This window comes from Stappia indica (genome assembly GCF_001696535.1).
Classification (GTDB): domain Bacteria; phylum Pseudomonadota; class Alphaproteobacteria; order Rhizobiales; family Stappiaceae; genus Stappia; species Stappia indica.
In genome coordinates this window covers 69,726-90,280 of the sequence record NZ_MBQE01000004.1, presented here as the reverse complement: position 1 = coordinate 90,280, position 20,555 = coordinate 69,726, and the positions used below count along the sequence as shown (strand labels likewise).

Sequence of the window (20,555 nt, the reverse complement as noted above, 5' to 3'; positions counted from 1 at the left end):
GCTCACGCCTCCCCGGTCACGTCGGAAAGGCGGCCGAGATCCAGCTCCAGCCGCCGGTCGCAGCAGTACCAGAAGCGGTCGTCATGGGTCACCGCCACCACCGTCTTGCCGCGCGCCTTCAGGTCCGGCAGCAGCTCGGTGTAGAAGACCTCGCGAAAATGCGCGTCCTGGTCGGCCGCCCATTCGTCGAAGAGATAGACCTCGCGGTCCTCCAGCAGCGCCACGATCATCGCCAGCCGCTTGCGCTGCCCGGTCGACAGATTCGTGGTGGAAAAGCGCCCGTCCTCGAAGCGCACCTTGCCGTCGAGCTCCATGCGGGCGATCAGCCTCTCGACCTCGCGCTGCGTGACGTGCTCCAGCCCGTAGAGCCGGTCGAACAGATGGAAGTCGGTGAAGATGCTGGAGAAGATCTCCCGGTAGTCGCGCCGGGTCTCGGCGCTCACCAGCGCTCCGTCGCAGAAGATCTCGCCCCCGTCCGGCGTGTAGAGGCCGCACAGCAGCTTCAGCGCCGTCGACTTGCCGCTGCCGTTGCCGCCCGTCAGGAACAGGATCTCACCGCGCTTCAAAGACAGATCCCAGGGGCCGGAGGTGAAGAGCGCGGTTCCTTCCGCGTCGAGATAGCTGAACGTGACGGCGCGCATCTCGATGGTGCGGAACGAGCGGTAGCGCGAGGGCGCGCGCGCAGCCCCCTTCGGCTCCGGCGTCAGGCCGGCGTCGAGACGGCGTTCCAGCGCATAGACATGCGCAAGGCCGGCTTCGGCCCGGGCGATCAGCCGCACGACCGAGGTGATCGCCGCTATGGGACCGAGCGCGAAGACGGTCGCGGCGGTGATCTTGTAGATCGTGTCCGTATAGCCTTGAAAGAACACTGGCAGGACCAGCACGACGACGCCGATGAGCAGGAAGATGAAGGCGTTTGCGAATTGCAGCAGGGAGACCCAGCGGTCGCCCAAGCCCACGACCACCTGCCGCAGCCGCGAGGTGACGTCGGCAAAATGCGCCTGCAGCGCGTCGTTCTTGTCGGCGTTGAGCCGGATTTCCTGAAAGCCCAGCGTGAAATGGGACAGGCTGTCGAGCATCTCCGCCTCGCGGTGATGCACGTCGGCCAGGGAGCCGGTCAGCGCGCTCTGGCGCCGCCAGAAGAGGTAGAGCCCGCCCGCCAGAAACACCGTGACGACGAGGAAGGAGATCGGCGACAGGGTCGCCACGTAGAGCAGCAGGAAGACGAGCAGGAAGGCGTTCTGCGCCGCGCCGATCAGCAACGGCAGGGTCTGCGACAGGTGGTCGGTTTCCTGCGAGACGGTGACGAAGACATCGCCATGGCCGAGCCGCTCCAGCGTCCTCAGGTCCACACGGCGGATCTTGCTGACGATTCGCCGACGCGTCGCCTCCAGCCGCGACTGGACGAAACGGTTGGCCTCGTGCAGCGAAGCGCGGCTCGACAGCAGCACGAAGGCGAGCATCGTCACATAGACCAGAAGCAGCTGCGTCCCGACGGGCTCGGCCAGAACCGCCTTTTCCGCCGCCTCGTTGATCAGGCCGACGAGCCCGGCATTGCCGAGCCCGGCAAGGCTGGTGATCAGCAGGATCGAACGGCGGTTCACCGGAGGTCCGCTTCTGAGCAACCGCAAGATGTTCATGCAGATGAAACCACGGTGACTGCCCCTGTCACGACGCCGCACACCCCGCCAGAGAGCGCATCCGACCTTGCGGCAGCGCCATCGTCACGGGTCCCATGTTACTGGTGTTTCGCCATTTTCGGCAGCACGGCCGCCCTTGCGGAATGCTATTCAGCGCGCCTTCCGCTGGCAAGTGCGAGCCTTGTCGCCGCGTCCGGGATTTCTCACCCTGCATGCATTAAGGCCTTTCCCACACTCCGTTCTCCCTGAGTAGCGGAAAGACTGTTGCGGCGCACACTTATTCGCTACCGTAGGGGCGTTCCGCTTCGCGCGGGGCACTCCGGGGGAACGAGGAAGGCGCCATTCCAGGGCGGCCTGCCTATCCGATCTCCACAGGGATACCGAACGGCTTTCCAGCCCTGGCTGCAGGCGATCAGAACGCATGGAAAAAATCCGGGACTTCATCGAGGAACAGTTCCTGATCGAGTTCGACGACTCCTTTCCCGAGGACTCCGACCTGTTCAAGGAAGGCGTGATGGACTCCTTCGGCTACGTGCAGCTGATCCGCTTTCTCGAGCAGGAATTCGACATCCGCTTCACCGAGCAGGAAATGACCGGCGACGTGCTGGTGAGCCTCGTCCAGATCCGCGAAACGGTCGCCCGCAAGGTCGCCGAGCGCGCAGCGGGCTGACCGCCGCGACACCGAACGCCAGCAAGCAGAGACCGACCAGGGGGCACGCGACGTCATGTGCGGCATTGCCGGCTTCATCAGCGCCGATCGCAGCTGCGACGATCCGCAGGGCCGGATCTGCGGCATGCTGGCGGCAATCGCCCATCGCGGGCCGGACGGCGCCGGCTATGTGCTCGACGACGGACTGGCCATGGGCACGGTGCGGCTGGCGATCCTCGATCCGGCCGCCGGCGTGCAGCCGATCAGCGACGAAAGCGGGCGCTACTGGCTCTGCTACAACGGCGAGGTCTACAACTACCGGGAACTGCGCGAGACGCTTGTCGGCCTCGGTCATGTGTTCCGCACGGACTGCGACACCGAAGTCGTGCTGCGCGCCTGGATGGCCTGGGGCCCGGATTGCCTGAAGCGCTTCAACGGCGGTTTCTCCTTTGCGCTTTACGACCGCCGGCAGAAGGACCTGTTTCTCGCCCGCGACCGCTACGGCAAGCGCCCGCTGTTCCTCGCCCGCCACGGCGAGACGATCCTCTTCGCCTCCGAGATGAAGGCCTTCCTGGCCGTTCCCGGCTTCCGGTTCGAGCAGGACCCCGAGCAGCTCGCCTCCATTCTCGGCCAGTGGACGCCGCTGCCGCACCAGTCGGGCTTTCGCGGCATCGAGAGCCTGCCCATGGGAGAATGGGCAAGGGTGCGCGGGGGCCGGATAGAGCGCTTCGTCTACGACGAATTGTCCTTCGCACCCAGCGAGACCATCGCCAGCGAGCAGGAGGCGGTCGAGCGCATCCGCGCGCAGCTCACCGACGCCGTTTCCCTGCGGCTGCGCAGCGACGTGGAGGTCGGCGTCTATCTCAGCGGCGGGGTGGATTCGGCCATCGTCGCCGCGCTCGCCCGCGAGCTGACCCCGCATCCGCTCTCCACGTTCTCGGTCGAATTCGAGGACGCGGAGTTCGACGAGTCGGCAGAACAGCGCCTCGTCGCGGAGCATCTGGGCACCCGCCATCACGCCCGCCGCATCAGCCATGCCGACATCGCCGAGGCCTGCCCCGACGCGGTCTATCACGCGGAAGTGCCGGCGTTTCGCAGCGCCTTCATCCCCATGTTCCTGCTGTCGCAGCGCACCCGCGAGGCAGGCATCAAGGTGATCCTCAGCGGCGAAGGCGCCGACGAGGCGTTCCTCGGCTACGACCTGTTCAAGGAAACGATGCTGCGCGCTGCGTGGAACGAGCTTCCCGAGGACATGCGCCGGAGCCGGCTGGAGCGGCTCTACCCGCACCTTGCCCATTACGGGCCGAAGGACATCGCCGCCGTCACCGGGCTCTACCACCAGTTCTCGGCCGAGAAGATGCCGGGCCTCTTCTCGCACGAGCTGCGCTTCCAGAACGGCCAGTTCTCGGCCCGCCTGCTGAGCGCGCCGGGCCACCCCTTCGCCGAGATTTCGGCGCTTGTCGGCGGCAATCCGGCGTTCGGCTCGATGAGCGCGGTCGAGAAGGCCCAGTGGCTGGAATACAAGACCCTGCTGCCCGGCTACCTGCTGTCGACCCAGGGCGACCGCATGAGCCTAGCCCACGGGGTGGAGAACCGCTGCCCGTTCCTCGACCCGTCGGTGATCGGGCTCGCCTCCTCGGTCAATCTGCGCTTCGACGACGGGTTCACCGAGAAGCGGCTGTTGCGCGAGGCTTTCCGCGACCGGCTGCCGGGCGCTGTCGCCGACAAGCGCAAGTTCCCATACCGGGCACCGGACGCGGCGGCCTTTGCGGCGCGCCGGCCGGACTATCTCGATCTCGTCCTGTCGGAGAGCGAGCTGGCGAACCTGCCCTTCCTCAATGCGAAATTCGCCCAGCGCCTTGCCACGAAAGTGCTGACCAAGCCGGCCGAAGAGGTCAGCACGAAGGAAAACCAGACCTTCCTGTTCCTGCTCTCCATCGCCCTGCTCGACCGCTTTTTCGTGCAGCGGCAGGGGCTCGGGCAGGCAGGCGGGTCAAGCGCCCTGCCGCCGCTGCAACGCGCGGTGGACCTGCGGGCCGAGGCCGCGCCTCACGCCTCCCAGGGGAACTTGGCGTCTCTCACGTAGCGGCGGATATCGGCGCGGATCTTCGGATCGGCGAACATCTCGCGATTGGCGGCAAGCGCTGCTTCGCGCTGGCCCTCAAGGTCATCTGGCCCTGCGGCCGCATGCGTCTTGAAGCGGGCGATGCCCCCCCGCCCCGGCAGCCGCAGCCGCATCAAGTGCTGGCGCAACAGCTCGTCGGCCCGCTCGCCCAGCGCATCGACAAGCCCGAAGGACAGGGCATCGCGCGCGCCCACCGGCCGCGTCATCAAGGTCATGTAGCGGGCACGCTGCGCCCCCACACGGCGCGCCAGGAACGGCAGCACGCAGGCCGGGAACAGGCCGAACAGCAGCTCGGACAGGGCAAAGCTCGCGCTCTCGTCCGCCAGCACGATATCGGCGGCGGCGGCCAGCCCGACGCCGCCGGCATTCGCCCTGCCCCGCACCACGCTCACCGTGACGAAGGGGCCGCGCGCCATGCGCAGCCACAGATCGTAGAGGGGCGCCGGGTCCATCGGCGCCGCATCCTCCGCGACGGCGTCGAAATCGCCGCCCATGCAGAAGACATCGTCGCTGCCTTCCAGCACAACGACCGTGACTGCGCGGCCATCCGGCCCCTCCTTCGCTTCGCAAAGGTCGAAGGCGGCGTGCAGCTCGCTCACCATCTGGGGCGTGATGCTGTTGCCCGCCTCCGGCCGGACGAAGCGGATGCGGCAGATGCCCTGCGCGATGCTGCAGGAAATCGTCGAGAACCCGCTCATGTCGCCTCTCCTTCCGGCGCCCCGAAGACCAGCGCGACATTGGTGCCGCCGAAACCGAAGGAAAACTTCAATGCGTGGCGGATGCGGTGTTCCTGCGCCGCGCCTCGCACCCAGCGAAAAGCCTCGTCCAGCGGCGCATCGAGATGAAGCGTCGGATGCAGCAGCCGCTCGCGCATCTGGATCAGCACGGCAGCGGCTTCGACCGCGCCGGCCGCGCTCAGGCCGTGCCCGATGATCGACTTGGTGGCGTTGCCCCGTGCGTGACCGAGGCCAAGCCGGCGCATGGTGGCGAGTTCCGCCTCGTCGCCGGATGGCGTTCCCGTGGCATGGCCGTTGACGTAGTCGATGTCGGCAGCCACCAGTCCGGCCGCGGCCAGCGCGTCTTGCGCGGCACGGACCTGCGCCTCGGAATTCGGCTCCGGGCCGCGGCTGCCATCGGTGCAAAAGCCCGTTCCAAGCACGCGGCCATAGACCGTGCCTGCGGAATGGCCCGGCCGGGTGACGACCAGCGCGGCGCAGGCCTCGCCATAGAGGAAGCCGTCATGACCCGTGTCCATCGGCCGGCAGACCGGCCCGGCGCCCAGCGCACCGAGCGCCCGGAAGCCTTGCAGGTCCATCAGGGAGACGTCCTGCAACGCGCCGAGGGCGATGCAGGCATCGACCCTGCCGCTCCGCACGGCCTCGACCGCCTCGACGATGGCGGCCGCGCCGCTCGCCGAGGCCGCTCCGATCGTGTGGGCAAAGCCGCGGATGGGAAACTGCGAAGCGCACAGGCCGCAGATATCGGTGTCCAGGAAGACGTGGCCGTGTCGCGGCGGCAGGAAGTCGAGCCGGTCGGCGTAGTCGCGCAGGCTCAAGAGCTGCTCGCGCGCCATCAGGTTCGACCCGCCGACGATCAGGCCGATCCGCTCAGGCGACACGCGATCCAGCCCCGCCTCGCGCCAGGCCTCGTCGAGGACGGCAACCGCCGCACGTCCGCTCAGGCCCGCGGTGCGCTCCACACGGGGCGGCAGGATGGAAGGCGGATCGGGCATCTCGACGCCGAAGAACGGCGGGCTGCCGTCGCCGCGCTGCCGGCCGGGGCGGGCAAGCGGTGCGAAAACGCTCCGCCCCTCGAACAGTCCGGCGCGGAACGCATCCTTGCCGTGGCCGAGACCGCTGGCGACCCCGATGCCGGTGACGACGGGCGGATGCGGGTCAGGCCTTGGACTTGGCATGCAGCAGATCGGCCAGCTCGCCGATGTTGCGCGGGCCGTGCAGCTGGACCATCGGCACCTTCAGGCCGATGGCCTCCAGCGTCGCCAGGATGATCTCGCTGCGCTCGATGGAATCGACCCCGAGATCGGCCATGGAATCGCCGCGGGTGATGGGCTGCGCCTCCAGCTCCGGCACGGTGCTGCGGATCTCGGCAATGATGATCTCGGCAATCCGGTCGCTGTCCAACTCGCCCCCTTTTCCAGGTCCGCCGCTGTTGCGGCAGCCCGGCTCAGATCCAGATGTACTTGCGGTGGTAGCCGACGACCGCATCCAGCACAAGCCGATCGCCGGCTGCATCGACCGGCCAGGCGTCCGGCACAATCTGGTGGTTCAGCTCGGCATCCTTCGTGCCGAAGCGCACGACGCTCTCGCCGCGCAGCAGCGTCTCGTATTCCTCGATCGTGAGGCGGTGGCGGCGGTCCAGCGCCTGCGGGATGCGCATCGCGCGCAGACGCTCGCTGCTCTCCGGCGTCACGACGCCGCTGTAGAACTCCGAGCAGCAGCCCGAGCCGTAGGAGAACAGTCCGACCCGCATCGGCGCATCGATTGCCACCGTCTCCAGCATGCCGGCCAGCGCCACGAAGACCGAGCCGCCGGCGGTGTTGCCGACCCGCTTGCCGAAGGCAAGGCTCGGCGCCAGACGCGCCTGGAAGTCGGCCTCGATCTCCTTGGGCGGTGCCTTGTCGAGTCGGCGCATCAGGTGCCGGTGGGCGCCCTTGACCATGCCCCCGAACGGCGTGTGGAAGCACAGCTGTCCGAAGCTTTCACGAAAGTCCGCGTTCTCCACCCGGCGGCTATAGTCGCGGAACGCACCCTCGCAGCAGTCGAGATAGGCCATCAGCGAGAGGTCCGCGTCGCCCGCCTCGGTATCCGGGCCGGGGCGGCAGGTGTCCATCACCTCGAAGGCGTGATTGCCATAGGCTCCCGCATCGATGCGCAGGACATGCGGCGTATCGGAGACCAGCATCGCCACCGCGCCGGCGCCGGAGCTCGGTTCCGAATAGGCCCATTCCTCCACAGCGCCGGCATCGGCGAGCGCAAAGCGGGAAATGTCGGTCGCCACCACCAGGGCCTTGGCGCCGGGCGAGGTCTGGGCGAGCAGGAAATTCACCGCCATCTGCAAGCCGGCCGTGCCGGAGTAGCAGGCCTGCTTGATCTCGAAGAGCCGGCAGTTGGACGGCAGGTCCAGATGCGCATGCACATAGGTGCTGAGCGACTTTCCGAAGTCGATACCGGACTCGGTGCAGGTCACCACCATCTCGATGCGGGCCCGCTCCTCCGGCGCCAGCGCATCGATCAACGGCCGGGCCGCATTCACCGCGAAGGTGACCGGGTCCTCGTAAGGCAGCGCCACCGTCTTTTCCTGAACCAAGAGGTTCTCGAACCGGGGCATGTCGAGCCCGCGATGCAGGCAGAGTTCCTTCACGTCGAGACAGGCCATGCCGCCATAGACGTTCATCGCCTCGATACCGACCGCACGGGTCATGCAGCACCTCCAACGCGCACCGGCAGCCGGCCGAGCCCACGGGCATTCAGCCGGTCGAGCCGCCATTCCGGCTCGCCGGCCAGTTCGATGGAGCCGTAGCGGTCCAATAGCGCGGAAAAGGCGACATGCGCCTCAAGCCGGGCCAGCGGCGCACCGATGCACACATGCGGACCGGACCCGAAAGTGAGCTGGGCATTGGCCGGCCGGCCGATATCGACCTCGTCGGCGCGCTCGAACCGGGCCGGATCGCGGTTGATCGCCCCGACAAGACCGAGAACCGGAGCACCCGCCGGGATCAGCGTGCCCTCGACATCGACATCCTCGCGCGCCACGCGCAGGATCATGTTGCCGCCAGGCTCCATGCGCAGGAACTCCTCGATGGCGGTGCGCAGCAGGCTCCGGTCGGCGCGCAGCCGCGCCATCTCGTCCGGATGCCGGAGCAGCAGCAGCAGGCCGTTGCCGATCAGCGTCACCGTGGTCTCATGGCCCGCGACCAGCATGGAGACGAGATTGGTCAGCGTCTCCTCCTCGTCGAGCGTGCCGTCGTCATGGGCGCGGATCGCAAGGTCCATCAGGCTGTCGCCCGGCCGGGCCCGGCGGGCGGCGACGTGCTCGCGCAGGAAGGCCTTGAACTCGGTCAGCGCCTCAAGCGCCTCGCTCTTCTGGTCCGGCGTCATCAGGATGTCGCCGATGCGGATCAGCGAGGCGCTCCAGCGCGCGACCGTCTCGTCGAGGCTTTGCGGAATGTCGAAGAGCTTGCACAGGACCCGGAGCGGCAGGGGACCGGCAAAGGCCTCGATGAAATCGACCGTGCCCTCGCGGGGCATCGCATCGAGCAGTTGCGCGGCCTCGGCCTCGACAAGGGCGCCGACATCGCGCACCGCCTGCGAGCGGAAGGCCGGCTCGTAGACCTTGCGCATGCGCGCGTGCTCGGCACCGTCGCAATTGATCATCTGCGGCTGGAACTCGCTGAAGAGCCGGTAGCCGACGGGATCGTGCACCCGGTACTCGGGCGCGGTCCAGCCGTTCTTCCAGTGGCGGGTGTCTCGGCCGAGTTCCGAGGACTTCGCCACCTTCAGGAAGGCACGGTGTCCGAGCACAAAATAGACGCCGGACGCCGCGTCGAGATGAACGGGGCCGAGCGCCTGCAGCCGCTTCAGCTCGTCATAAGGGTTCTCCAGGAACGCCCGGTCGGTCAGGATCGACCACCAGTCGATCCCCTCGCCCATCGCAGCAGCCCCTTGCTCGCTCATGCGCCCGCCCGCTCCTATCGCGCCGCGTAGATGTGAAACACCGCGGCCCCGCCTTCGGCAAGCGGATGCGTGTCGGTCGTCACCCGATAGCCACGCGCCGCCAGCCCGGACGCGATCTCTTCCAGCTTCGGCCGGCCCAGATGCACCTCGACCATCAGCTGGCGGATGCGCGGCCAGTCGGCCTCCTCGATGCCGGCAAGCACCTCCTCCTCGGCGCCTTCCGTATCGATCTTCAGAAGGTCGATCGCCTCGACACCGTAGGCTGCCATCTGCGACGACACCGTGTCGATGCGGGCCCGCACCCGCTCCACCCGGAGCAGGGTATCGAGAAAGCCCTCCGTCTGCGCCAGTTCGCCGGCACCGGTGCGCTCGATCACGGCGCGCACTGCCTCGCCGGCGCTTCCCGTCAGAAGGTCGCGAATGCCGCCGGCCATCCGCTCGCCGACCTCGCTATGCGCCGTCGACAATGCGGCAACGCCGGGAAAATAGTCGAACTCCACCTCGCCGGCCTTGGCGCCAAGACCCAGCGGCACAGCAACGGCCTGCGGCCCGGCGGCCTCCAGGTTGCGTTCCAGCGCGGCAAAGACCGGCGGCACCGGCTCGAAGGCGATGACGCGCGCGGACGGCGCCTGCTGCAGCGCATAGAGCGAGAACAGGCCGATATTCGCGCCGACATCGAAGATCGTTCCGTCCTGCGGCAGGCTCAGGCCATGCGCTGCAAGGTCCTGCGAAAAGATCTCGTGCACTGCAAAATCAACCTCGTAGGGGTTGATGCAGGCGATTTCCCGGCCGTCGGGCAGAAGCGCAGTCTTCAAGGTCACGGGATCGTCCGTCGCCGAAGGGGAATCATGACGCGCCTCAAGGGGTTGACGTCGGTAGCGAGTGTTCCCCATGTGAAAACAGGGGTCAAGGAACGATCCCGGACATGGTTCCCGCCAAGGCCCCCGCATGAAACTTCGCGCCATCAGCGACCTGCATCTCGCCAGCCCGGCAAACCGCGACGCCCTGTTCGCGCTGCCGGACTATCCCGACGACTGGCTGATTCTGGCCGGCGATGTCGGCGAGCGGTTCGAGCAAATGCGCCTTGCCTTCACCGAGCTGACGCGCCGCTTCGCGCGGGTTTTCTGGGTGCCGGGCAATCACGACCTGTGGGCAATTCCGGAGGAGACGGGGCTGCCCGCGCTGGTGGGCGAGGAGCGCTATCGCCGCCTCGTCGAGACGGCGCGCGCGCATGGCGTCGTCACCCCGGAAGACCCGTACGAGATCTGGACCGGCGACGGCGGCCCCTGCGCCATCGCACCATTGTTCCTGCTCTACGACTACAGTTTCCGCCCGGCGCATGTCAGTCGCGACGGCGTCGTCGGCTGGGCGCGCGAGATGGGCTCGGTCTGCGCCGACGAGATGTTTCTCAATCCCGCCCCCTTCGCCTCGCGCGAGGCATGGTGCAACGAGCGCCTGCGGCAGACGGAGGCGCGGCTGGCCGCCCTGCCCCCCGACATGCCGACGGTGCTGATCAACCATTTTCCGCTGCGCGAGGATCTCATCCACATCCCGCGTGCGCCGCGCTTCACGCCCTGGTGCGGGACGCGGGCGACAGCCGACTGGCACCGGCGGTTCAACGCGCGCGCCGTGGTCTCCGGCCATCTGCACGTGCGGCGCACCGACTGGCGCGACGGAACCCGCTTCGAGGAGGTTTCGCTCGGCTACCCGCGCCAGTGGGACCAGTCGCGCGGCATGGCCGCCTATATCCGCGAGGTGCTGCCCGGCCCCGATCAGGCCGAGGACGAGCTCGCCGCGCCGAGGTTCCGCAAGTAGTCGAGGGGCGCCTCGCCGATCTCCATCGACAGGCGCTCGGGATGCGGATGGCGCACGCCGACCGCGAGCTTGTGGCGATCCGTCGGCCGCAGATGCAGGAAGCGCCAGAGCGCGGCGTCGTCCGCCTCGATATCGTCGAAGCGGATCACCGGCGGCTCCAGGGTGAAGGCGAAGGCATCGAGCGGCTGCGACAGCCCCTTGCCGATGGCCTTCACATAGGCCTCCTTCAGCGTCCAGAAGGTCAGGAAGATCTCGGTTTTGCGCTCGCTCGGCGTTGCGGCCAGCAGCGCGCGCTCATCCGCAGCGAAGACGCGTTTCGCCAGCTGATCGACATCGTTGACCCGCTCCAGCCACTCCACATCGACGCCGACATCGTTGTCGACCGTCAGGGCGACGGCTGCCAGTTCGCGCGTATGCGAAAGGTTCACCCGAAGACGCGGCAGGCCGGGCGGCGGCGTCACCTCGGGCTTGCCATGATCGCCGGCGGTGAAGCGCCAGTCGCGCGCCGGCAGGCCCGTCCACCAGGTCAGGAGGCCGCGCGTCAGCGCATGGGCGGCGATGTAGACGTCCCGGTCGCGGTCGAAATGGAAACGGGTGGAGCGCTCCAGTTCGCTGTCTTCCAGCAGGCTTTCCAGCAGCTGCCAATCGTCCTCGCCAATGCTCTTCAGGTCCAGCCACCAGACGGTGACGTGATCGACGCCCGCCTCGAGCTTGTCGCGAAAGGGCGGGCCGTGCGAGATAGAACTCTCCTGCTTCGCACCGCCCTGCCAGGATTCCTGCATGCCGCCTGCTCCATCGTCCCTGCCGCTCGTCTTCTGCTTCGCCGGCCAGGGCTCCCAGTACTACCACATGGCCGCCGACCTTCTTGCCGAAGAACCGGTGTTCAGGCAATGGATGGAAATCGGCGACGCCATCGTGCGCGACCGGCACGGCGTCTCGCCGCTTGCCGAGATCCATGCGAGCGGACGGCGCGCCAGCGAGCCCTTCGACCGGCTGGAGCACACCCATCCGGCGATCTTCATGACCCAGTTCGCCATGGCCAAGCTGCTGCAGCACAAGGGGATCCGCCCCGACATGCTGCTCGGCGTCAGCCTCGGCGAATTCGCCGCCATGAGCGTTGCCGGGATGGTGCCGTTCGATACGGCGCTTGCCGCGGTCGCCCGCCAGCCCCGCCTGTTCCTGGAAAGCTGCGCGCCCGGCGCGCTGATCGCCGTCCTCGGCCCGCCGTCGCTGCGCGAGAGCGAGCCCCGTCTCGGGCACCTTGCCGAGCTTGCCGGCATCAACGCCGAACGCCACCATGTACTGGCGATGCCGGGCGAGAATGTCGCCGAGGTGGAGGCGATCCTCACCCGGCTCGACGCGCCGTTCCAGCGGCTGCCGGTGCCCTTCGCCTTTCACTCGAGCTGGATCGAGCCCGCGCGCGCCGCCGTCATCGCCGATGCAGCGGCTGAGCGGCTGGAAAGCCCGTTCTGGCCGGTCTGGTCCGCCTGCCTCAGTGCGCCGGTGAAGCCCGGCGTTCCGGATCTTGCCTGGCGGATCGTGCGCGAGCCGATGCGGCTCGGCGCCAGCGTTGCGGCCATCGAAGCGCAGGGCGGCGCCCACTACATCGACCTCAGCGCCACGGGAAGCCTTGCGGCCATCATCCGGCAGGATCTCTACGAGGCGTCGCCCTCGCGCATCAGCGCGGTGCTGTCGCCCTTCGGCGGCAACCTGCGGCGTCTTGCGAAGCTGCTGGAAACGGCCTGAGCTGTCGACGGCTCAGGCGGCCTTGCGCCGCGCTGCGAGCTCCAGCACGGCCCCGACCGCGACCGGATAGCCCTGCGCGCCCAGCCCTGCGATGACGGCTGTCGCCGTGCGCGAGACCAGCGAGCGGTGATAGATCTCCTCGCGCCGGTGGACGTTGGAGATGTGCAGCTCGATGAGCGGCCCGGGAAACATCTTCAGCGCATCGAGAATGGCGATGGAGGTGAAGGTGAAGGCGGCCGGATTAATGACGATGCCCGCCGCCTCCCGGTCGATCGCCTCGTGGACCCAGTCGATGATCTCGTATTCGCGATTGGACTGGCGGAATTCCAGCGGACGGCCGCCGGCCGCCTCGCGGCACATCGCCTCGACCTCGGCGAGCGTGGTGCGACCGTAGATTTCCGGCTCGCGCGTGCCGAGACGGTTCAGGTTGGGACCGTTGAGGACGTAGATCGGTGCAGACATGGTATCAGCCCTGGTATCCGAAGAGGCGTGGCAGGAAGAGAACGAGATCGGGGAAGAGCGTGATCAGCCCCAATGCGAAGAGCAGCGCGTAGAGGAACGGCATCACCTCGCGCACCAGCGCGCTGAGGCTCACCTTGCCGATATTGGTCATGATGAAGAGCAGCAGGCCGTAGGGCGGGGTGATCAGGCCGATCATGATGTTGACGACGCTGACGATGCCGAAATGCACCAGATCGATGCCAAGCGCCTTGGCGGTCGGGATCAGCACCGGCAGCACGATCAGGATGATCGTCGTGCCCTCCAGCAGGCAACCGAGCAGCAGCAGCAGGATGTTGACAAGGATCAGGAAGGCGAGCGGCGACAGGTCCAGACCCTGGATGAACACAGTCAGGGTGCGCGGGATGTTCTCCACCGTCACCACGTAGTTGAAGACCAGCGCACCGGCGATCAGCATGCCGATGGAGGCGGTGGTGCGGGCGCTCGACAGGACCGAGCGATAGGCGCTGGCGGGCGTCACCGTCCGGTAGACCAGCGCCGAGATCAGGAACGCATAGGCAGCGGCGATGGCGGCGGCTTCCGTCGGCGTGGTCATGCCGGAATAGATGCCGCCGAGCAGCACCACCGGCATCATCAGCGCCGGCAGCGCCCTGAAGGTGATGCCGGGGATCTCGCGCAAGGGGACCGGGGTCTCGACCGGAAAGGCGCGCCGGCGCGCGGTCAGCATCACCAGCAGCATCAACGTGCCGCCCATCAGCAAGCCGGGCACCATGCCGCCGAGGAACAGGTAGCCGATGGAGGCATCGGAAACGAGCGCGTAGAGCACCACCGGGATCGAGGGCGGAATGATCGGCCCGATCACCGAGGTCGCGGCCGTCAGGGCGGCCGCAAAGCTCGCCGGATAGCGCCCGCCCTCGGTCATCATCTTCTGCATCATCTTGCCGACGCCGGCCGCATCGGCGATGGCCGAGCCGGACATGCCGGCGAAGATGATCGACTGGATGACGTTGACCTGCGCCAGGCCGCCGCGGAACCGGCCGACCAGCGCATTGCAGAAATCGAGCAGGCGCAGCGTCATCGAGCCGGAATTCATGATCTCGGCCGAGAGGATGAACAGCGGCACGGCGAGCAGCACGTAGCTGGTGTACATGCCGTTCAACAGCTGCTCGGCCGCCGTGCCCATGTCGAGGCCGGCGAGATAGAGATAGAGGATCGAGCCGGCGATCATCGAGTGGCCGATGGGCAGCCCGAGCAGGGCAAGCCCGAGGATCGCAACGATGCAGGCGGCAAAGGGATCGATCACGCCTGCCCCTCCGATGTCGGCGCGGCACTGTTGCCGTCGCGGTCCCTGCCGTCGCTGCCCGAAACGGCGCGCCAGAGGATCCACAGGTAGCGGACGAGCACGGCCACCGCGAAGACCACATATATCGAGAACAGGTGGTCGAAGCGGATCTTCAGATAGGCGGTCGACTGCACCTTCATGAAGGTCACGTAGTCGACGACGGCCGGCAGCGACAGAAGATAGAGCCCGATCAGGGCGAGAGCGCCAAGGGCCGTCATGATCCGCCGCGCCCGCGGTCCGACGCCAGAATGCAGGAGGTCGAAGCGGATCTCCTCATCCTCGCGCAGGACGAAGGCCGCGCCCCACAGCACCAGCCACAGCCACATCACCACGGTCAGTTCCGAGGTCCAGCCGGTCGGCAGGTTGAGGAGGTAGCGGAAGGCGATCTGCAGCAGGAAGGCGATGAACATCACCGCCAGCATCAGGGCGAGCAGGTTTTCCGCGCGGCGATACAGAAAGCGGCCGATCTGGGCGATCCGCATGCGGGCCTCCGGAGCGTTCGGGGCAAGGGTCGTCAACGGCGCGGCAGACAGGCGGGGGAGGACACGTGCCCTCCCCCGCAGCACCGGTCAAAGTGCGTTGATACGATCGATCAGGCCCTCGGGCCAGTCCTTCGCCAGGTCCGATTCCAGATACATCTTCTGCGCATGGGTGCGGAAGGCATCGACATTCGGCTTGTAGATCTGCAGGCCCTGCTCCTTGAAGAAGGCTGCCAGCTCCTCCTCGCGCTTGATGTGCTCGGCAGTGCTCCAGGCGATGGCCGCATCGGCGGCTTCCTGCACCTTCGCCTGCTGTTCGGGCGAGAGGGCATTCCAGGTGTCGAGCGAGATCGTCAGCAGGTCATAGCCGACCAGATGCGAGGTCAGGACGATCTGCGACATCACCTCGTAGAACTTCATGTTCTGGACGTTCGGCAGCGGGTTGTCCTGGCCGTCGATGGCGCCGGTCTGGAGGCCCGTATAGACCTCGGCATAGGCCATCGGCGTCGGGTTGGCGCCCAGCGCCTGCCCCAGGAACTGCCAGGCATCGCCGCCGGGCATGCGCAGCTTGATGCCGGCCATGTCGGCGGGCGTCTCGATCTTCTTGTCGACGCGCAGGCCCACCTGCCGCGAGCCGAAATAGGTCGGGCCGAGGATCTTCACCTTCAGCCGGTCCTCGACCATCTGCGACATCTCCTTGCCGACATCGCTGGCGAAGAAGGTGCGCAGGTGATCCGCGTCACGGAAAAGATAGGCCGAGGTCAGCGCCGACCACTCGGGGATCTGGTTGGAGATGTCCTGGGGGGCGATGTTGCCCATCTCCAGGTTGCCGCGCTGCAGGGCGACAAGCTCGGTGCCCTGCTTGAACAGCGTGCCGCCGTAGTAGCCCTGGTAGTCGAAGCCGTCGCCGATACCGTCGGCGAAGCGCTGCATCATCCCAGCCCGGATGTCCTGGTCCGAGAAGACGGCGGAAAAGCGAAGCTGGACCTTGTCCTGGGCCATCGCCGTGGTGGCAAACCCGGCAATCGCCAGCGCAGTGCCGGCCGCGATCAGCGACCGTCGTGTGAAAGTGAACATGGCACTCCTCCCAAGCCATTTTCGTTGACGGAGGCCCGCGTCGCCGGCCCGTCGTAAGGGATTCATGCCACTAGAGGGACGCCGCATCAATAGTCGATTGCAAAAATCTATGATATTTTCGATTACATCATTTATCGAACCGACCCTAAACCTCCACACTGGCGCGCAGATGGCTTTCCCGGGAACCGCAGTCCGCCGCCGCCTCGCGCCTTGCGGCCCCGACCTTCCACCACCCCGGGCGGCAACCGCGTTGCCTTGCAGACGATCCGACATTATCACGATCCTATGAAACACGACGCTTCCGCCACAGACGGCGACCAGACCCAGACGATCGGCGAGAACGCCTATCGCCGGATCCGCACCGACATCATCTTCGGCCGGCTGGCTCCGGGCCAGAAGCTCAAGCTCGACCGGCTGCGCGATGCCTATGGCGCCAGCATCAGCACCCTGCGCGAGATCCTGAACCGCCTGTCGTCGGAAAGCCTCGTCATCGCAGAGGGCCAGCGGGGGTTCGAAGTCGCCCCGGTCTCGGTCGAGAACCTCAAGCAAATCGCGGAATTGCGCCTGCTTCTGGAGAGCCATGCGCTGGTGCTGTCCTTCGCCGGCGGCGACATGGAATGGGAAGGCCGGGTGGTCGCGGCCCATCACAAGCTGGCGACGCTGGAGCAGCGGATGCAGGGCGGAGACCGCAGCCAGACCGAGGTCTGGAAGCGCTACGACTGGGAGTTCCATCAGGCGCTGATCTCCGCCTGCGGCTCGGCCGTGCTGATGGAGACCCATGCCGGCGTCTTCGACAAATACCTGCGCTACCAGATGATCGCCCTGTCCTTCCGCGGCGAGATCGCCGCCGAGGAGCACCGGATCCTGCGCGAATGCGCCATTTCCCGCGATGCCGAGCAGGCGCGGGCAGTGCTCATCCGCCATGTGGAAGGCGGCGTCGAACACGCCCTGGCAACCGGGACGATCCGATGAACGCAACCAACGAAACTGAAAATATCGGATAAAAATAAAAACACTCGTTGATAGCTCGCTCACCAGCGACTAACCTCCGGCCATTCGTCACAGACAGCGCCAGAGGGAACCACCATGGCCGTCATCAGGCTCGGCCTCATCGGCGACAACATCGCCCGCTCTCACTCACCCCGCCTGCATGTGGAGGCCGGCCGGCTTTGCGGGCTCGATGTGACCTACGAACGGCTGGTTCCCCGCGATCTCGGGCTGTCCTTCGACGCCGTGTTCCGGCGCTGCGTCGAGGAGGGCTATCGGGGCATCAACATCACCTACCCCTACAAGGAGCAGGTGGTCGCGCAGCTTGTCGTGCCCGATGCGCGCATCCGCGCCATCGGCGCCTGCAACACGGTGCTGTTCGGTCCCGGCCGGCCGGAGGGACACAACACGGACCATTCCGGCTTCATCTCGGCCTTTCGCGCCGGCTTCGGAGCCGCCTCGCCCGGCCGCGTCGCGATGATCGGCGCCGGCGGGGTCGGCAAGGCCATCGCCTTCGCGCTTTCAACGCTGGGTGCCGGGGACCTTCGGATCTTCGACCGGGACAGCACACGCGCGGCGGCTCTTGCCCGCGCCTTGCGCGAGGGCGGCATCCTGCCCGGCGCGCGCCATGTGGAGACGGCGGAAGAGGCGGCGGAGGGAGCCGACGGCTTCCTCAACTGCACCCCCGTCGGCATGGTCGGCAATCCGGGAAGCCCCATCGACACCGGCCTGATGCGCGGCGCATCCTGGGCGTTCGACGCGGTCTACACGCCCATCGACACCGCCTTCCTGGCGGGTGCGCAAGCGGCCGGCGCGACGATCATCAGCGGCTACGAGCTGTTCTTCCACCAGGGAATCGACGCGTTCCGCCATTTCACCGGCGCCGAAGTCGACCCGAGGGCCCTGCGTGATGCGCTGGCCGCGCAGGACGCTGCACCGGAGGCCGTCAGCGCCCGGCCATGATGTCCCGCAGGAACTCGATGAAGCGCGGATTGGTGCCGTAGGCGACATTGATCCGGATCGCCGCCCGTCCGCGCCCTGCCCGGTCCGGCGCCGTGCGGTCCGGCGTGAACACGCTGCCCGGCGCCAGGAAGATGCTGCGCTCGGCCGCCTTGCGGCAGAGCTCCATCTCGTCGATGCCGTCGGGAAACTCCGTCCACAGATAGAAGCCCGGTGTCACGCTGGCGCGCACCGTCAGCCCCAGCGCCTCCATCTGGTCGAGCGAGGCCTTGTGGGCTTCCTCGACGCGCGACCTCAGCCGGCGCAAGTGCCGGAGATAGTGGCCGTCCTGGATCAGCTTGAAGACGAAGCGCTCGACATAGTCGGCGGTCGCGACCGTCGTCAGCATCTTGAGATTGCCGAGCGAGGAGATGATCGACGGGTGTCCGGCGACGAAGCCGCAACGCAGGCTCGCCGACAGGGTCTTGGAGAAGGTGCCGACATAGAGCACGCGGTTGAGCTGGTCGAGCGCGGCAAGGCGCGGCAGCGTCGCCGGCAGGATGTCGCCGAGCACATCGTTTTCCACCAGCAGGAAGCCCCAGCGCTCGGCAAGCCGCATCAGCCCGAAGGCCACCGCCGGCGACAGCGAACCGCCGGTCGGATTGTGGGCCAGCGACTGGGTGAAGAAGATCTTCGGACGGTGGATCGCGAGCTTTGCGGCAAGGTCCTCGAGGTCCGGCCCGTCGTGCAGGCGGCGGATGCCGACCATCTTCGCCTTGGCCAGCGTCAGCTTGCCGAACAGCGGATAGTAGCCAGGATCGTCGACGAAGACCGTGTCGCCGGGCTCGATCAGGTGCCGGATGATCAGGTCGACACCGTGATTGACCCCGTGGGTAAGCAGCAAGCCGTCCGGCTGCACCGCGATGGCCCGTTCCATCAGCAGGACACGCAAGCGCTCGCGCAAGGGCGCATAGCCCCAGGAACTGCCGTAGCCGAAGTCGATGGAGGACGGCCCTGCGACCTTGAACACCGAGAAGTAGCGCTTGAGCTCCGAGCCCTCCATCCAGAAGGGCGGCGGGCGGCCGTCGCCTGGGCGCACCTCGTAATGCTGGTCGAGCTGTTCGCGCAGCAGCGACACCACGTCGACGGCGGCGGCGACATGGGCGGCCGGCGGCACCTGGCGCGGCGGCTGGAACTGGGCGACGTAATATCCCGACCCGGCGCGGGATTCGAGGAGGCCGCGCGCCACAAGCCGGTCATAGGCCTCGGCCATGGTGTTCTTCGAAACGCCGTGCTCGCGCGCGGCCTGGCGCACGGACGGCAGCCGTTCGCCCGCCTTGTAGGCGCCGGCGGACAGCAACCCGCTGACATGCTGGACGATCGTGTCTGCTCTCGAAAGCCTCGCCATGGCGCGTTTCCCGATTATTGTCCCAGCGATAATGTTGGGACAGTCATCGCAAATTTGACAGGAACTGTCCCTTGATTGTCCCAGTCATTCTTAGGACAGTTTGCGGACATAACAAACCGACTATCCGGGAGGATGCACATGAAGGATGTTTCCAGACGCCGTTTCCTCGCCGCTTCCGCCATTGGCGGCGGCGTGCTTGCCATGCCCGCGGTCGCCCGCGCGCAGGAAGCCGTCGAGTGGCGCATGCAGGCTCTGTGGGACGGCGGCACCACGCCGTTCGAGTTCGAAAAGGCGTTCGTCGCCCGCGTTGCGGAGCTGACCGACGGCAAGTTCGACATCAAGCTCTTCTCGGCCGGCCAGCTGGTTCCTGCGGCACAGGCGTTCGACGCCGTGCGCAGCGGCGCCTTCCAGATGATGAAGACCTTCGACGGCTACGAGGCCGGCAAGATCCCGTCCTTCGCCTTCACCTCGACCATTCCGTTCGGCTTCCCGAACCCGGACCAGTACGAGGCGTGGTTCTACGAGCTCGGCGGCCTCGACATGGCCCGCGAAGCCTATGCCAAGGCGGGCCTCTTCTACATCGCCCCGACCGTCTACGGCGAAGAGCCGATGCACTCGACCGTCAAGATCGAAAGCATTGCAGAAATGGCCGGCAAGAAGGGCCGCTTCGTCGGTCTCGCCTCCGCGGTGATGGGCGACCTCGGCGTCGCCGTGACGCCGATGGCGACCGCCGACGTCTATTCCGGCCTGGAAAAGGGCCTGATCGACTTTGCCGACCGCGGCGACCTGACCGCCAACTTCGAGGCGGGTCTCGGCGAAGTGGCCAAGTTCATCATCCTGCCGGGCGTGCACCAGCCGACGACCGCCACCAGCTATGTGGCCAACACGGCCGCGTACGACGCGCTGCCGGCCTCGTTCAAGGCGGCCCTGGCGGTCGCGGCCCGCGAAATCTCCGGCTCGCTGCGCCAGCGCATCATCGTCCAGGACACGATCGTCCTCGACAAGTATCGCGAGCAGGGCGTGGAGATCATCCAGCTCGACCCGGCCGACATCGCCGAGGCGCGCAGCAAGGCCGTGGCGTCGTGGAACAAGGCGACCAAGGGCGACGCGCTCGCCACCCGGATCGTCGAGAGCCAGACCGCCTTCATGCAGTCTCTGGGGCTTCTCTGAGCCCTTCCTCCCCGGCGGGCGGCGC

General features: G+C 67.1%; 20 protein-coding genes. 7 read left to right on the top strand and 13 right to left on the bottom strand.

Going from position 1 to position 20,555, the window contains the following annotated elements:
• Positions 1–2: 2 nt before the first annotated feature.
• Positions 3–1,640 (bottom strand): cyclic peptide export ABC transporter, encoded by a 1,638-nt coding sequence (locus BBX35_RS14985; RefSeq protein ID WP_083206338.1) that lies wholly within the window; start codon positions 1,638–1,640, stop codon positions 3–5.
• Between the two features lie 421 nt (positions 1,641–2,061).
• On the opposite strand from BBX35_RS14985, the gene BBX35_RS14980 reads away from it, so the two are divergent.
• Together BBX35_RS14980 and asnB are read left to right on the top strand one after the other, a co-directional pair.
• Positions 2,062–2,310 carry a phosphopantetheine-binding protein gene (locus BBX35_RS14980; RefSeq protein WP_067221777.1) on the top strand — a complete coding sequence of 83 codons (249 nt, stop codon included), beginning with the start codon at positions 2,062–2,064 and terminating at the stop codon, positions 2,308–2,310.
• A gap of 55 nt (positions 2,311–2,365) precedes the next feature.
• Entirely contained in the window at positions 2,366–4,375 is a 2,010-nt protein-coding gene (asnB, locus tag BBX35_RS14975; protein ID WP_067221776.1) for an asparagine synthase (glutamine-hydrolyzing), read from the top strand.
• Here asnB and BBX35_RS14970 read toward each other — a convergent pair.
• The 6 genes from BBX35_RS14970 to BBX35_RS14945 are packed head-to-tail and all read right to left on the bottom strand — an operon-like array spanning position 4,339 to position 9,929.
• On the bottom strand, positions 4,339–5,112 hold the full coding sequence (locus tag BBX35_RS14970) for an enoyl-CoA hydratase/isomerase (protein ID WP_067221774.1): 774 nt from the start codon (positions 5,110–5,112) through the stop codon (positions 4,339–4,341). The two genes, asnB and BBX35_RS14970, sit on opposite strands and share 37 nt — an antisense overlap.
• Positions 5,109–6,329 (bottom strand): beta-ketoacyl synthase N-terminal-like domain-containing protein, encoded by a 1,221-nt coding sequence (locus BBX35_RS14965; protein WP_067221773.1) that lies wholly within the window; start codon positions 6,327–6,329, stop codon positions 5,109–5,111. The genes BBX35_RS14970 and BBX35_RS14965 overlap by 4 nt, the downstream gene beginning before the upstream one ends.
• Positions 6,310–6,555, bottom strand: a complete 246-nt coding sequence (locus tag BBX35_RS14960; protein WP_067221771.1) for an acyl carrier protein — start codon at positions 6,553–6,555, stop codon at positions 6,310–6,312. Before BBX35_RS14960 ends, BBX35_RS14965 begins: the two co-directional genes overlap by 20 nt.
• A gap of 43 nt (positions 6,556–6,598) precedes the next feature.
• Positions 6,599–7,855, bottom strand: a complete 1,257-nt coding sequence (locus BBX35_RS14955; protein WP_067221769.1) for a hydroxymethylglutaryl-CoA synthase family protein — start codon at positions 7,853–7,855, stop codon at positions 6,599–6,601.
• The gene (locus BBX35_RS14950) at positions 7,852–9,108 is read right to left on the bottom strand and encodes a cytochrome P450 (protein WP_083206337.1); all 1,257 of its coding nucleotides are present in this window, start codon (positions 9,106–9,108) and stop codon (positions 7,852–7,854) included. Before BBX35_RS14950 ends, BBX35_RS14955 begins: the two co-directional genes overlap by 4 nt.
• Positions 9,109–9,122: 14 nt before the next feature.
• The gene (locus BBX35_RS14945; protein ID WP_067221766.1) at positions 9,123–9,929 is read right to left on the bottom strand and encodes an FkbM family methyltransferase; all 807 of its coding nucleotides are present in this window, start codon (positions 9,927–9,929) and stop codon (positions 9,123–9,125) included.
• 127 nt (positions 9,930–10,056) lie between these two features.
• Here BBX35_RS14945 and BBX35_RS14940 point away from each other — a divergent pair, with 127 nt between their 5' ends.
• Positions 10,057–10,923, top strand: coding sequence for a metallophosphoesterase family protein (locus BBX35_RS14940; protein WP_067221764.1), 867 nt, complete (start codon positions 10,057–10,059; stop codon positions 10,921–10,923).
• Here the strand turns inward: BBX35_RS14940 and BBX35_RS14935 are convergent.
• Complete coding sequence (locus BBX35_RS14935) at positions 10,881–11,705, bottom strand: 4'-phosphopantetheinyl transferase family protein (RefSeq protein ID WP_067221763.1); 825 nt, start codon at positions 11,703–11,705, stop codon at positions 10,881–10,883. The two genes, BBX35_RS14940 and BBX35_RS14935, sit on opposite strands and share 43 nt — an antisense overlap.
• Here BBX35_RS14935 and BBX35_RS14930 point away from each other — a divergent pair.
• Complete coding sequence (locus BBX35_RS14930; protein WP_067221761.1) at positions 11,704–12,669, top strand: acyltransferase domain-containing protein; 966 nt, start codon at positions 11,704–11,706, stop codon at positions 12,667–12,669. The genes BBX35_RS14935 and BBX35_RS14930 overlap by 2 nt on opposite strands.
• Positions 12,670–12,681: 12 nt before the next feature.
• Here BBX35_RS14930 and BBX35_RS14925 read toward each other — a convergent pair whose 3' ends face one another.
• From BBX35_RS14925 to BBX35_RS14910, 4 genes are all read right to left on the bottom strand, one after another.
• Positions 12,682–13,131 carry a type II 3-dehydroquinate dehydratase gene (locus BBX35_RS14925; RefSeq protein WP_067221759.1) on the bottom strand — a complete coding sequence of 150 codons (450 nt, stop codon included), beginning with the start codon at positions 13,129–13,131 and terminating at the stop codon, positions 12,682–12,684.
• Between the two features lie 4 nt (positions 13,132–13,135).
• Positions 13,136–14,428, bottom strand: a complete 1,293-nt coding sequence (locus tag BBX35_RS14920) for a TRAP transporter large permease (protein ID WP_067222621.1) — start codon at positions 14,426–14,428, stop codon at positions 13,136–13,138.
• Positions 14,428–14,952 carry a TRAP transporter small permease gene (locus BBX35_RS14915; protein WP_067221757.1) on the bottom strand — a complete coding sequence of 175 codons (525 nt, stop codon included), beginning with the start codon at positions 14,950–14,952 and terminating at the stop codon, positions 14,428–14,430. Before BBX35_RS14915 ends, BBX35_RS14920 begins: the two co-directional genes overlap by 1 nt.
• Before the next feature lie 87 nt (positions 14,953–15,039).
• Positions 15,040–16,026, bottom strand: a complete 987-nt coding sequence (locus BBX35_RS14910; RefSeq protein WP_067221756.1) for a sialic acid TRAP transporter substrate-binding protein SiaP — start codon at positions 16,024–16,026, stop codon at positions 15,040–15,042.
• Positions 16,027–16,311: 285 nt separating this feature from the next.
• On the opposite strand from BBX35_RS14910, the gene BBX35_RS14905 reads away from it, so the two are divergent.
• Together BBX35_RS14905 and BBX35_RS14900 are read left to right on the top strand one after the other, a co-directional pair.
• Positions 16,312–16,998, top strand: a complete 687-nt coding sequence (locus tag BBX35_RS14905; RefSeq protein WP_067221755.1) for a GntR family transcriptional regulator — start codon at positions 16,312–16,314, stop codon at positions 16,996–16,998.
• Positions 16,999–17,112: 114 nt separating this feature from the next.
• Positions 17,113–17,976 (top strand): shikimate dehydrogenase family protein, encoded by an 864-nt coding sequence (locus BBX35_RS14900; RefSeq protein ID WP_067221753.1) that lies wholly within the window; start codon positions 17,113–17,115, stop codon positions 17,974–17,976.
• Here BBX35_RS14900 and BBX35_RS14895 read toward each other — a convergent pair.
• The gene (locus BBX35_RS14895) at positions 17,960–19,360 is read right to left on the bottom strand and encodes an aminotransferase-like domain-containing protein (protein ID WP_067221751.1); all 1,401 of its coding nucleotides are present in this window, start codon (positions 19,358–19,360) and stop codon (positions 17,960–17,962) included. The two genes, BBX35_RS14900 and BBX35_RS14895, sit on opposite strands and share 17 nt — an antisense overlap.
• 138 nt (positions 19,361–19,498) lie before the next feature.
• Here BBX35_RS14895 and dctP point away from each other — a divergent pair, with 138 nt between their 5' ends.
• On the top strand, positions 19,499–20,530 hold the full coding sequence (gene dctP / locus BBX35_RS14890) for a TRAP transporter substrate-binding protein DctP (protein ID WP_067221750.1): 1,032 nt from the start codon (positions 19,499–19,501) through the stop codon (positions 20,528–20,530).
• Positions 20,531–20,555: the final 25 nt, after the last annotated feature.